The following is a 13,756-nucleotide window of genomic DNA, read 5'->3' on the forward strand; positions in this document are numbered from 1 at the left end:
TTAGAAAACCGACCTTCATCCAACTTTCTTACAACAAAACCAATGAGAAATACCTTTCGTATATTTCATTTTTAACAAAGAAAACTTATTTATGAAAAAAATAATTTTGACTGCAATTTTAGCAACTGTTCTTATCGGTTGTAAAAAAGAAGCTGAAAAAACGGAAGAAAATATCAGCACAGCAGATTCTACAAGTATTCAGGATACTGCACAGCCAGAAGTGGCAAATATCTCTTTAAAATCTGTTTCTACGCAACAAACTGCTGACTTTTTACAAAAGAAAAACGATACATTATATGTGACCAATTTTTTTGCAACCTGGTGTGGACCATGTGTAAAAGAAATTTCTCATTTTAAAAAGAAAATTGAAGAGCTGAAAGATCAGCCTGTAAAAATTACTTTTGTAAGCTTAGATCAAAAAGAAATTTGGAATACTGAAGTTCCTCGTTTTACTCTAGAGCACGGAATTCAGGATTATACTGTTCTTTTAGACGGCCAACTTTTGGATGGAAATTTTTTCACAAGTAATTTTAAACAATGGACAGGAAACGCAATTCCGTTTACATTTATGAGAAGAGGCGACAAAACTGACGAAACATTAGGAATGATCAGTGAAGAGCAGCTCAACGAAAAAATTTCTTCTCTTTTAAAATAAAAGTTAAGCAGTAATTCGAAATGTCTAAAAAATTTAAGATCCTGTGTTTATTTTTACTGATTGCAGTTATTTTGACAGCGATCATTAATCTAAATACAGGATTTTTGTCTTTAAATCTTCAGGATTTTTTCCTGGATTCTACCAACAGTCAGATTGCTGAAATTCGGGTAAATCGTGTTTTGGTCATGCTTTTAGCAGGGATTTCAATTCCAACCTCTGGTTTTTTGATGCAGGAATATTTTCAAAATCCTCTTGCGGGACCAGATATTTTAGGAATTACCTCTGTCGCAAGTTTATCAGTTGCATTCTATATTTTCTTTTCACACAATATTTTACTGCCTGAATTTCTTCAAAATAGTTTTCTCAGTTTGTCTGCAATTATCGGAAGTTTGCTGTTGATGCTCGTTTTGCTGTCGATGTCAAATAAATTTCAGGATAAATCTTATCTGATCATTTTCGGATTTTTGGTATCGGCTTTTGCTGGAGCTATTGTTTCTCTTCTTCAGTTTTATGCAGAAAATCAAAGCTTAAAAAATTATATTTTATGGTCTTTCGGAGCCAATAATATGGTGTCGAGAAATCAGATTATCGTTCTTGCTATTTTAGTTTTTATCGGATTATTAATTTGCTTTAAAACCATAAAACCCTTAATCGGAAATTCTCTTGGAAGTTCATACGCACAGAGTTTAGGAGTTAATTTAAATCATTTGAAATTAATGATCATTATTGCTTCTTCTTTACTTTCTGCTTCAGTTACAGCATTTTTAGGACCTATTTTGTTCATTGGGATTATTGTTCCTCATTTCTGCAGATTGATTTATAATCCTGCAAAACTTTGGCAGCAATGGATTTTGAATATGTTTTTAGGAATGTTGATGATGTTATTATTTTCAGTGGTTGCCGAAAAAACACAAATTCCTTTAAATGTGATTAGTTCAGTTTTTGGTATTCCTGTGATTTTAATGATGCTTTTGAAACAGAATAAAGTGTAAATGTGAATGAGTCAATAGTTAATTTTAAATATTCTCGCAGATTTTGCAGATAAAGGAGATGAGTGAGAATAATTTTTATTATTAAATTTAAAAATAAACGTCAATTTGTCATTCCTTAGGAATCTAAGCTAACTTTGTAGAGATGCTTTCAGCATGACAAATAGAATATAAAAATCTGCGAGAGAAAAAATAAAACCCTTGAAACATAAATTCCACGAAATCAGATTTGCGGAAAGTTAAAACCAACAAAAATGCACCTACAAATAAAACAAGCCAATATCGGTTACAATAAAACCTTAATTTCAAATGCGAATGCATCTTTGAATTTAGGAGATGTTTGCTTGCTAGTTGGAAATAACGGTGTTGGAAAAACCACTTTAATTAAATCTATTCTTCATCAAAACCCTTTGTTGAGTGGAGAAATTTTAATTAACAACAAAAGTGTAAAACATTTATCTGTAAAAGAAATTGCCGAAAATATTGCCATCGTTTTTTCTAAAGCGGTCATTCCACAAAATTTCACGGTTGAAGATTTGATTTCTTTAGGAAAATACATTTATTATCCTTTTTATTTTGAGCTTAAAAAAGAAGACCGAGAAGAAGTTTCAGATATTATTGCGGAACTAGATTTAGAGCAATATAAAAATACCCCTTTAAAAAATCTATCTGACGGAAACCTGCAAAAAGCCTTTATTGGACGTGCATTAACGCAGAACTCTCCTATTATTATTCTTGATGAGCCGACAACTCATTTAGATGAAAAAAATAAAATCATCATCCTAAAAACCCTTCGGAAACTTGCCAAAGAACAAAATAAACTGATTTTGTTTTCGTCACACGACTGGCGTTTGGCAAAAGAATTTGCCGATAAAATCTGGTATGTTAAAAACCAAGAACTGTTTTCGGGAATTGTTGAAGATATTCTATTGAAGCATGATGAGTTGACCAATGCCTCGTTATTTCAAGTGAATAAAAATTTTGTGGCTCCTTCTATTATTTCGCCCGAAATTCAAAAAGAGATGCTCTACTCTTTATTGCAAAAAAACTTTCAAAAAAACCTTTCTTTATTTCATTTTCAATATAACGATACATTTTGGGAGATTTCTTACAAAAACGAAATCTACAAATGCGAATCCTTCGAAGAAATCGTTAATTTGGTTACAAAGCTTCATTAATACAATCTTTTATTTGTTTATTCTACATACTATGCATGCATAGTATTATGCTTGTCATATAATTTAAATTATTGATATTCAATTGATTAATAAATTTTAATATTAATTAATACTATGCATGCATAATATTTACTACATTTGATAAAACCGATTAGCAAAAATAATATGATGGATAATAATAAAGAAAAAACAGAAAACGTAGACCTCATTCTGAAGCAGACTTGGTTGGCTGTTTCAAAAATGTATACTGAGCTTGCACAAGAACACGATTCTACTGCTGTTCAGGCTTTAACATTACTGAAAATTGATCCAAAAGAAGGGACAAGAAGTACCAATTTAGGTCCGAAAATGGCAATCGAACCCACTTCTCTCACAAGAATTATTAAACTCCTTGAAGACAACGGATATATCTACAAAGAAAAGACAACTACTGATAAAAGAGAAGTCATCATTAAGCTTACCGATAAAGGATTAAGCTCAAGAAATATGTCGAAAGAAGTGGTGGTAAATTTCAATAAAAAAGTGATGGAGAAAATTTCTCCTGATAAGTTGGAAACCTTCAAAGAAGTAATGAGTGAGATCATGAAAATTGCTGCCGACTTGAATAACAGAAAATAAAAAATTCGCCTTTTTTGGAACGTCTTAAATAAAAATCCTAACCAAAAGAGGTGAAATTAAGCGATAATAACTAAAATAAATATTAATGAAAAGAAGAATCAAACACGTTACGGTATTAGGTTCAGGAATTATGGGAAGCGGTATTGCTGCACACTTTGCCAATATTGGCGTGCAGGTTTCACTGCTCGATATTGTTCCTTTTGAATTGAATGAAGCCGAACAGAAAAAAGGTTTGACCAAAGACGACAAAGCGGTTCGTAACAGAATTGCTTCCGAAAACTTTGAAAAACTTAAAAAAGCAAGTCCTGCACTACTCTATTCTCCGAAATTTGCCGAGAGAATTAAAGTAGGAAATTTTGAGGATGATTTAGCAAAAATAAAGGACACAGACTGGATTATTGAAGTTGTAATTGAAAGACTGGATATCAAAAAATCTGTTTACGAAAAAATTGAGCAGTTCAGAAAGCCGGGAACTTTAGTTTCTTCAAATACTTCCGGAATCCCGATTAATATGTTGGTAGAAGGAAGAAGTGATGATTTTAAACATTATTTTGCTGGAACTCATTTCTTTAATCCGGTAAGATACCTTCCTCTTTTAGAAATTATTCCTACAAAAGATACATCTCCTGAAATCATAGATTTCTACATGAATTATGGAGCGAAATTCTTAGGTAAAACAACTGTTTTAGCAAAAGATACTCCTGCGTTTATCGCCAATAGAATCGGGGTTTTTTCGATGATGGATTTGCTTCATAATGTTCAAAAATTAGATTTAAATGTTTCTGATGTAGATAAATTAACAGGTCCGGTTATCGGACGCCCAAAATCTGCAACGTTCAGAACAGCCGATGTTGTAGGTTTAGATACTTTGGTGATGGTTGCAAACGGTGTTCGTCAAAGCGGTGCTGAAGCGAATGATTTCAACAATGTTTTTGCCCTTCCTGATTACATTCAGAAAATGGTAGACAACAAATGGTTGGGTTCAAAAACCGAACAAGGTTTCTATAAAAAAGTGAAAGGTGCAGACGGAAAATCTGAAATTCACGGATTAAATCTTGATACTTTAGAATACGAACTTCAAGGAAAATCTTCTTTCCCGACTTTAGAATTAACTAAAAATATCGATAAACCAATTGACAGATTTAAAGTCTTAATTGGTGGAAAAGACAAAGCTGGAGAGCTTTACAGAAAATCTTTGGGAGCATTATTTGCTTACGTTTCGCATAAAGTTCCTGAAATTTCGGATGAAGTTTACAAAATCGACGATGCAATGAGAGCTGGTTTCGGTTGGGAAAACGGGCCTTTCGAAATTTGGGATGCCGTTGGTGTTCAAAAAGGTATTGAATTGGCTAAAGAAGCTGGTTACGAGGTTTCAGACTGGGTTAAAAATGTAGAGTCTTTCTATAAAGTAAATGAAGATGGACAAAGCATTTATGTTGATAAAAATTCAGGAGAGTACAACAAAATTCCCGGGCAAGATGCTTTTATTATTTTAGATAATATCAGAAAAAATAAGACACTTTGGAGCAATTCAGGTTCTTCAATTGAAGATTTAGGCGACGGAATTATCAATTTTGAAATTCGTTCTAAAATGAATTCTTTGGGTGGCGAAGTTTTAGATGGATTAAACAGAGCGATTGATTTAGCTGAAAAAGAATATGATGGATTAGTGATTGGAAATCAAGGCACAAATTTCTCTGTTGGGGCGAATTTGGCAATGATTTTAATGATGGCGATCGAGCAAGATTGGGATGATTTGAATATGGCAATTGCTTATTTCCAAAAATCAATGATGAGAGTTCGTTACTCTTCTATTCCTGTAGTAGTTGCTCCTCACGGAATGACTTTAGGTGGTGGTTGCGAAATGACCATGCACGCCGACAGAGTGGTTGCAGCTGCAGAAACTTACATCGGTTTAGTTGAAACCGGAGTTGGTGTAATTCCAGGCGGTGGTGGAACGAAAGAATTTGCTTTGAGAACTTCAAGAGAATTCCACAGTGATGATGTGAAAAACAACCGTCTTCGTGAAGCTTTCATGAATATTGCGATGGGAAAAGTGGCAACTTCAGCTTACGAAGCTTACGATATGGGAATTCTTGAAAAAGGAAAAGATATCGTAGTTGTTGACAAAAAACGTCAGATTGCCGAAGCTAAAAAAGTGGCAAAATTATTAGCTGAACAAGGTTATACTCAACCTATCGAGCAAACTGTAAAAGTTCTTGGTAAAGACGCTCTTGGAATGTTCTACGTAGGAACCGACCAAATGTTAACAGGAAATTTCATCTCTGCACACGATAAAAAGATTGCAGATAAATTAGCCAACGTTTTAGTAGGCGGAAATCTTTCTGAACCAACTGTTGTGACCGAACAATACTTATTGAATCTTGAAAGAGAAACCTTCTTACAGCTTTGTGGTGAAAGAAAAACTTTGGAGAGAATTCAGTTTATGTTACAAAAAGGAAAACCGTTGAGAAATTAGACATCTTGTAAAATGTAAAAAGTATTAATGTATTAACGATGCACAACTTTAGAGATTTAGAAGTTTGGACAAAATCAATGAAACTTTGTAAAATATTTTACTCGGCTTCTAACAATTTTCCAAAAGACGAAATGTTCGGTTTGACTTCCCAGTCAAGAAGAAGTTTATATTCAATTCCTTCTAATATCGCTGAAGGTGCGGGCCGAGATACAAATGCTCAATTTTCACATTTTTTGAATATTGCATTAGGTTCTTCTTTTGAATTTGAGACACAAATCTTAATTGCTAATGATTTAGGTTTCTTAAAAATTGATGATTTTAATATTATATATTCAGAAATCAAACACATTCAAAATATGTTGGCAAAATTGAAGCAGAAATTTAATACTTAAGCATTTTAATCATAAATACATTTTACATAAATACATTAATACAACAAAATGAAACAAGCATATATAATAAAGGGGTTCAGAACTGCCGTTGGAAAAGCTCCAAAAGGAAGTTTAAGATTCACGAGACCCGATGTAATGTCGGCAACCGTAATTGAAAAATTAATGGCTGAACTTCCGCAATTAGACAAAAACAGAATCGATGACCTTATCGTTGGAAATGCAATGCCGGAAGCTGAACAGGGCTTAAACGTGGCTCGTTTGATTTCCTTAATGGGTTTAAATACAGACAAAGTTCCAGGAGTAACGGTAAACAGATATTGTGCATCAGGAAGTGAGGCGATTGCGATTGCTTCTGCAAAAATTCAGGCAGGAATGGCTGATTGCATTATTGCAGGAGGTACAGAATCAATGTCTTACATTCCAATGGGCGGTTATAAACCTGTTCCTGAAACGGATATCGCAAAAACAAACCCTGATTATTATTGGGGAATGGGTTACACGGCGGAAGAAGTTGCAAAACAATATAATATCACAAGAGAAGAACAAGATCAGTTTGCTTTTGAATCTCACATGAAAGCTTTGAAAGCCAATGCCGAAGGAAAATTTGTAAACCAGATCGTTCCGATTCCTGTTGAATATAATTTCCTTGATGAAAACCAGAAAATGCAGACTAAGAAGTTTGATTTTTCAGTAGATGAAGGCCCAAGAGCAGATACTTCTTTGGCTGGTTTATCTAAATTAAGACCTGTTTTCGCCAACGGAGGAAGTGTAACCGCAGGAAACTCTTCTCAAATGAGTGACGGAGCAGCTTTTGTAATGGTCATGAGCGAAGAAATGGTAAAAGAATTAGGATTACAACCTGAAGCAAGATTAGTTGCTTATGCAGCAGCAGGTTTAGAGCCAAGAATCATGGGAATGGGACCAATTTATGCAATTCCAAAAGCTTTAAAACAAGCAGGCTTAGAATTAAAAGATATTGAGTTAATTGAATTAAACGAGGCATTTGCATCACAATCTGTTGCCATCAAAAAAGAATTAGGTTTAAATCCTGATATTCTTAATGTTAATGGAGGAGCAATTGCTCTTGGTCACCCACTTGGATGTACCGGAACAAAATTAACAGTTCAGCTTCTTGACGAAATGAGAAAACGCGGAAATAAATACGGAATGGTTTCTATGTGCGTCGGAACGGGACAGGGAGCGGCTTCAATTTTTGAACTTCTTTAAAGACGAAAAGAGAATAGACGGATAGATAATAGATTAGAAACACAAGAAATGATGAATGATTTTAAAAGACACAATTTTAAAAAGCTTAAAATCTGGCAAATGGGTATGGAATTATCAAAATTGATATTAGACCTTACAGATACTTTTCCAACTTATGAAAAATATGGTTTGAAAAGCCAAATGGACAGATGTTCAATTTCAATTCCATCAAATATAGCTGAAGGTTCAAGCAGAACAAATAAGTCTTTTAGTCATTTTTTAGATATTTCTTTGGGGTCGTCATTTGAATTGCAAACTCAAATATTGTTAGCAAATCATAGAAAATATTTATCTGACGAAAAAAGTGAAAACCTCGAAACAAAAATTGAAGAATTTCAAAAAGCAACAATGGTATTTCAAAATACACTTAATAAAGACTAAAAAGATGATTGACTGATAGAAAATAGGTAATAAAATGATTTTTATAAAGAATGAAAAAGTCTATCCTCTATTCGTCTATTATCTAAATGTCTAATAATCAATCTAAAATTTAAAATAAACATAATGAGCAATATAGTAAAAGGTGGTGAATTCCTGATCAAAGAAATTCCTGCAAACGAAATTTTCAGTCTTGAAGAACTGAGCGAAGAACAAAAAATGCTTCGTGATTCTGCGAAAGAATTTATCGATAGAGAGGTGATCCCGCATCATGATCGTTTTGAGAAAAAAGATTATGCTTTGACTGAAGAAACAATGCGTAAGCTCGGCGAAATGGGATTGTTAGGAATTACGGTTCCAGAAGAATACGGCGGTCTTGGAATGGGATTCGTGAGCACCATGTTGGCTTGCGACTATGTTTCAGGGGGGAACGGATCATTGGCAACCGCTTACGGAGCGCATACAGGAATTGGAACATTACCTACTCTACTGTACGGAAGTGAAGAATTGAAAAAGAAATATCTTCCAGATTTAGCAACAGGAACAAAATTCGGAGCATATTGCTTGACAGAGCCGGATGCAGGTTCCGATGCTAACTCAGGAAAAACAAGAGCAAGATTGTCTGAAGACGGAAAACATTACATCATCAACGGACAAAAAATGTGGATTTCCAATGCAGGTTTTGCAGATACTTTCACTTTGTTTGCGAAAATTGATGATGACAAAAACATCACAGGTTTCGTAATCAATCGTTCAGAATTGGAGAATCCTGAAAGCTTAACTTTTGGTGAAGAAGAGCACAAATTAGGAATTCGTTCATCTTCAACGCGTCAGGTTTTCTTTAATGACATGAAAGTTCCTGTTGAGAATATGTTGGGTGAAAGAAACAATGGTTTCAAAATCGCTTTGAATGCATTAAATGTTGGAAGAATTAAGTTAGCAGCAGCAAATCTTGACGGACAAAGAAGAATTTTAAATCACTCTATTCAATATTCAAACGAGAGAAAACAGTTTGGTGTTTCAATTTCAACTTTCGGAGCCATCAGAAAGAAAATCGCTGAAATGGCGACCGGAGTTTTTGTAAGTGAAGCAGGTTCTTATCGTTTAGCAAAAAATGTGGAAGATAAAATTGCAGAATTGGTTGCAGGAGGAATGGATCATCAACAGGCTGAATTAAAAGGTGTTGAAGAATTTGCGGTAGAAGCTTCAATTTTAAAAGTTTTCGTATCAGATTTAACACAAGTTACAGCAGACGAAGGAATCCAGATTTATGGTGGAATGGGATTCTCAGAAGATACTCCAATGGAATCTGCTTGGAGAGATGCAAGAATCGGAAGAATTTACGAAGGAACCAATGAAATCAACAGACTTCTTGCCGTTGGAATGTTGATTAAAAGAGCAATGAAAGGAGAATTAGACTTATTATCTCCGGCAATGGCGATCAGCAAAGAATTGATGGGAATTCCGTCATTTGAAGTTCCTGATTATTCTGCGTTCATGAGCGAAGAAAAAGCAATTATTGCAAATCTTAAGAAAGTTTTCTTAATGGTTTCTGGAGCTGCGCTTCAAAAATACATGATGGATATTGAGAAACAGCAACATTTATTGTTAAATGCTTCTGAAATTCTTAACCAAATCTACATGGCAGAATCTGCAATTTTAAGAGCTGAAAAACACTTCTCTGCTGATTCTGTAGAAGCTGCAATGGCTCAGTTAAATCTTTACAAAGCAATTGACAAAATCATCGCTGCGGCTAAAGAAGGAATTGTTTCTTTTGCGGAAGGTGATGAACAGAGAATGATGCTTTCAGGATTGAGAAGATTTACAAAATACACAAACAGTCCGAATGTAGTGGCGTTAACTGAAAAAGTGGCTGCGCATTATATTGAAAAAGGACATTATTAGTCTTTATAAATAAATTTGATTTTAAAACGTCTCAATTTTTTGGGACGTTTTTTATTTTACATTTAAAATATTTTTTTTCAAAAATGTAATAATTAAACCTTATCAGTTGTCTTATAATAATACTTGGAGTTTTAAGCCAATTTAAATTATTAAATCTGATAAAAATTTAAAACAATGAAAATATTATTAATAATTACAATGTTAAGTTCTATCTCATTTTCAGCACAGGTTTCTCCCAGAATACCATTGAAAATTGATACTATAAAATTTCCAAAAATTGAAAAACCATTTATTGTAACACCTTTAGATGCATCAAAGTTTGATAGTTCTATTGCTAAATTGTATAAAATGCCTGTTGCAAAGCCGAAAAATCCTGAAATTTATTCAAGTTTAAAGGCTCCAAAAAAAGATACCACACTACATAAAATACCCAATCTATTGGATATAGCGAAACCACCAAAATTAAGCGTAAAATAAATTCGGTGGCAATTCTGACTATTGATAAAATATCTTAAAATTTTTATCAAAACTATCAAGTTTTTCTAAGCTGTTTTATATTTTTGTATTCTATTTTTTCAAAAAAGAATGACAAAAGAAGAACTTTTAAATAAAGCAATAAAAATTGCAGACAAAGCACATAAAGGGCAAAAAGATAAATATCATGCACCCTACATTGCTCACGTAATGCGTGTAATGGAATATGGCAAAACAATGGACGAAAAAATCGTTGGTGTTTTGCACGATGTGGTAGAAGATCATCCTGAAGAATTCAGCTTTGAATATTTAAGATCTGAAGGTTTTCCTGAATACATTCTTTTTGCAATAAGCTGCCTCACAAAATTTGATCCGGAAGAAGTTTATGATGATTTCGTAAAAAGAACTGAAAGATCGCCTCTTGCTGTTGCAGTGAAACTCAATGATCTTCGTGATAATATGGATTTGAGAAGGGTGAACCGAGAATTAACTTCAAAAGATATTCACCGTTTCAATAAATATTTGAAAGCGTACCGATATTTATCCGAGAAATATTAGATTAATCTGCTCCCGGGAAATGATACGTTTTGTGGTCGTTATCGGTGTCGTCGATATTGATGTTTAAAGCGAGGTAAACAAAATGTACGTTTTTATTTCCTTTTGCTTCAAATTCTCTCTGCCATAAATAGCCGCCAAGAATACCGAAGTTCTCATCGATTTGATACCCAAAACCACCATAAACCCTGTTTCTTGCAAATGAAGGTTTCATTGGCGTAACGACAAAAACTTCATCGTAAACATTTGCGAAAACGGTTCCCGGTGCAATTTTTTTAGCATTTAAAGGAACTGAAACATTCAGACGGTAACGGTACCGCATTCTTTCAGAATTCTTATCCGTTTGTGGCTCATAAAACCATGATTTTTCTGCACGGAATCTGTTTTCAAATTTTACAACTCCACTTTTGAAATCTATCACATCCTGCAACCAAACACGGAATTCTTCTTTATTAATTGCGTGATCTTTGTAAGTTGCGTATCGTCCTAAACCAATAAAAGGTTTGTGATTTTTGGTAAGATTATATCCTAAACCTCCTTTTATTTCGTAATAATCAGGATAAGTGTAGTCTTCAATACCTCTCAACTGTCCTTCAGCATAAAGGAAAAATTTTGGATGAAACTTATAGGTTAATGTCAAAGCGTTAAAAGAGGAAATATGCTCCTGTGCTTTGAAAATACTTAAACTAAAAAGTAGGCTTATGCTTAAAATAAGTTTCATCCAAAAAAATTTTTGCAAAATTATATCATTTAACGTTTCGGTAATATTAAGTTTACTTAATATTAATATTGTAAGAAAAACCAATGTGAAACCATCTTTGAGGCATCGGTACACCAAAAGTTTCTGTGTATTCTGAATCAGTTACGTTATTGATTAATGCATATACAGAAAAGTCTTTTTTATTAAAGCTAAGCTTTTCATCCAGCAAATGATAACTTCCCAAATTCATTCTGTCGTTATATCTGTAAACCAATTCATTGGTAAAATACTTTAAAAACTTTGTCTGAAGCTTTGCTACAAACTGATGTTTAAGATTATCTAATGCATAACGTGAGTTTAAGTCATTTAAATCTTTCAGCTTATTATCAATATATGTATAACCCAAAGTGTATTTCATCCAATCAAAAACTTTATGATCGATTTCTACTTCAATCCCTTTTGTTTCTTTATTTCCGATATTTCGTGAATACCAAACCGGATCTTGCAGAGAATTTTTAATCCAGTCAATAGCATCATTAGAATCTCTGTAAAAACCACTGAATTTCGCTAAAATACCTTTGTTTTGGTATTGATAACCAACTTCTGCATAAACCGCATTTTCAGGTAAAAGATTAGGATTTCCCTGCTCTGTTTTGCTTGTGTAATACAAATCGGTAAAAGTTGGAACTCTGTGAACTTTTGAAATACTTCCAAAAACTTTATTATTCTGATAGAATGTGTAACCAACGTCTAAACCAGGGTAAAAGAAATTACCGTTGGTAGAATAATTTGCCCAGGAAGCTCCCGGACTGATGTTTAGTTTTTTATCAAAGAAAGAAAAATGATGCTCAAAGAAAACCTGTGTTACAAAACGTTCTCTGTCCCCCAGATTATTACTTGCCAAGAATTCTTTTCTTAACTCTACGCCCAAACCTGTCGTTCCTAAACCCGATTGGTAACTTGAGTTGACTTCTACACCTACATTATTTCCGATGTGCATATTTCTGTAGATTTCAGGCTTTTCTCTGTTAAAAAGATACATATCTTGTCCTCTTCTCCAGTAAACATTAGAATTAAGTTTCAATTTTCCGAAAGTTTGCTGATGGGCAACACTTAAAATGGAAGCCTGCAATTCTTCGTATTGTTCAGTTGCTTGTGGTGATGAATAAAATCCGTTGGCTCCGAATTTCTTTTCAGAAAAACCAGCCTGTAATCTGATGTCACCGTTTTTTATTTTTAATTGATTTTGATAGAAAACATTTCTTATTTCAAAATCGGTATTATGTCTGTAACCTTGTGAAGAATTTGAATTTGCTTGTAAAGAATTTGAAAATTTTTCGTTTCCAATATTTGCATTAAATCCGAAACCGTAGGTTTCATAATCACCCGCATTGGCACTGATTTTTACATTTTTCCCAATGTGAGTTTTGGTAATAATATTGATCGCCCCTGCGTAAGCATTTTGCCCGAATCTTCTTGCTGAAGGCCCTTTGATAACTTCTATCCTTTCAACATTATCCAAATCAACAGGAATGTTTAAAGAATTATGCCCTGTTTGTGAGTCATTCATTCTGATTCCGTTGATAAGAATTAAAACCTGTTCAAAATTACTCCCACGGAAACCAACATCACTCTGCACTCCGTTTGCTCCTCTCCTTCTGATGTCCATTCCGGGAATCTGCTGAAGAATTTCATCAATGCTTGCAGCCGGAGAATTTAGAATTTCGTCCCTTGTAATTACAGAAATATTCTGATTGGCATTTTTATAGGTAGTTGCAATAAATTTCCCCTGAATTTCAACAGAATCGATTTCTGAAGTTTTCACCTGTGCGTTGAGAGCGCAAAATGAGGCAAGAAAAAATACAGTTCCGAGCTTCTTATTCATAATACTTCTTGGTTTATTTTTGAAGTTCCCAAAATTAAGAGACTTTAACATAACCAAAAAATGATAGATATCATAAAAAAAGATGCATAATTACTTATGCATCTTTTTAGGTTTTTGGGAACCTTTGTTTTATCTTTTTTTCATTAAATGTGTAATAAAATGTCTGAAGAGTGTTCTCATTTTTATTACTATTTGGTTGGTGCAATTTTACAAGAAAAATATTTACAAAACAAGAGCTATTGTTAAAAAAATGAAACATTTTTATGTTAATTTATTACATAA

General features: G+C 33.5%; 13 protein-coding genes. 11 read left to right on the plus strand and 2 right to left on the minus strand.

Annotated features, from left to right (window positions below; all coding sequences use genetic code 11):
• The first annotated feature begins 91 nt into the window (after window positions 1-91).
• The 11 genes from OEW74_RS06595 (at window position 92) to OEW74_RS06645 (ending at window position 10,892) form a co-directional block, all read left to right on the plus strand.
• Window positions 92-655 carry a TlpA family protein disulfide reductase gene (locus OEW74_RS06595; protein WP_265427724.1) on the plus strand — a complete coding sequence of 188 codons (564 nt, stop codon included), beginning with the start codon at window positions 92-94 and terminating at the stop codon, window positions 653-655.
• Between the two features lie 20 nt (window positions 656-675).
• A complete protein-coding gene (locus OEW74_RS06600; RefSeq protein ID WP_265427725.1) occupies window positions 676-1,647 on the plus strand; it encodes an iron ABC transporter permease in 972 nt (323 codons plus the stop codon).
• A gap of 251 nt (window positions 1,648-1,898) precedes the next feature.
• Window positions 1,899-2,822, plus strand: coding sequence for an ABC transporter ATP-binding protein (locus OEW74_RS06605; protein WP_265427726.1), 924 nt, complete (start codon window positions 1,899-1,901; stop codon window positions 2,820-2,822).
• 168 nt (window positions 2,823-2,990) lie between these two features.
• A complete protein-coding gene (locus OEW74_RS06610) occupies window positions 2,991-3,440 on the plus strand; it encodes a MarR family winged helix-turn-helix transcriptional regulator (RefSeq protein ID WP_074230200.1) in 450 nt (149 codons plus the stop codon).
• An 85-nt stretch (window positions 3,441-3,525) separates the two neighbouring features.
• On the plus strand, window positions 3,526-5,919 hold the full coding sequence (locus tag OEW74_RS06615) for a 3-hydroxyacyl-CoA dehydrogenase/enoyl-CoA hydratase family protein (RefSeq protein WP_265427727.1): 2,394 nt from the start codon (window positions 3,526-3,528) through the stop codon (window positions 5,917-5,919).
• Between the two features lie 38 nt (window positions 5,920-5,957).
• Window positions 5,958-6,311, plus strand: a complete 354-nt coding sequence (locus OEW74_RS06620) for a four helix bundle protein (RefSeq protein ID WP_219240351.1) — start codon at window positions 5,958-5,960, stop codon at window positions 6,309-6,311.
• Between the two features lie 48 nt (window positions 6,312-6,359).
• Window positions 6,360-7,538, plus strand: coding sequence for an acetyl-CoA C-acyltransferase (locus OEW74_RS06625; protein ID WP_265427728.1), 1,179 nt, complete (start codon window positions 6,360-6,362; stop codon window positions 7,536-7,538).
• 51 nt (window positions 7,539-7,589) lie between these two features.
• Window positions 7,590-7,958: a four helix bundle protein gene (locus tag OEW74_RS06630; RefSeq protein WP_265427835.1), complete on the plus strand. Its 369-nt coding sequence runs from the start codon at window positions 7,590-7,592 to the stop codon at window positions 7,956-7,958.
• Between the two features lie 123 nt (window positions 7,959-8,081).
• Window positions 8,082-9,860: an acyl-CoA dehydrogenase family protein gene (locus OEW74_RS06635; protein ID WP_265427729.1), complete on the plus strand. Its 1,779-nt coding sequence runs from the start codon at window positions 8,082-8,084 to the stop codon at window positions 9,858-9,860.
• A 174-nt stretch (window positions 9,861-10,034) separates the two neighbouring features.
• Window positions 10,035-10,337, plus strand: coding sequence for a hypothetical protein (locus tag OEW74_RS06640; RefSeq protein ID WP_265427730.1), 303 nt, complete (start codon window positions 10,035-10,037; stop codon window positions 10,335-10,337).
• A 108-nt stretch (window positions 10,338-10,445) separates the two neighbouring features.
• A complete protein-coding gene (locus tag OEW74_RS06645) occupies window positions 10,446-10,892 on the plus strand; it encodes a phosphohydrolase (protein WP_102980570.1) in 447 nt (148 codons plus the stop codon).
• Window position 10,893: 1 nt separating this feature from the next.
• Here OEW74_RS06645 and OEW74_RS06650 read toward each other — a convergent pair whose 3' ends face one another.
• Together OEW74_RS06650 and OEW74_RS06655 are read right to left on the minus strand one after the other, a co-directional pair.
• Window positions 10,894-11,610, minus strand: coding sequence for a DUF2490 domain-containing protein (locus OEW74_RS06650; RefSeq protein ID WP_265427731.1), 717 nt, complete (start codon window positions 11,608-11,610; stop codon window positions 10,894-10,896).
• Window positions 11,611-11,662: 52 nt separating this feature from the next.
• Window positions 11,663-13,474, minus strand: coding sequence for a TonB-dependent receptor plug domain-containing protein (locus tag OEW74_RS06655; protein ID WP_265427732.1), 1,812 nt, complete (start codon window positions 13,472-13,474; stop codon window positions 11,663-11,665).
• Window positions 13,475-13,756: the final 282 nt, after the last annotated feature.

The organism is Chryseobacterium sp. YIM B08800, from assembly GCF_026163565.1.
GTDB lineage: Bacteria > Bacteroidota > Bacteroidia > Flavobacteriales > Weeksellaceae > Chryseobacterium.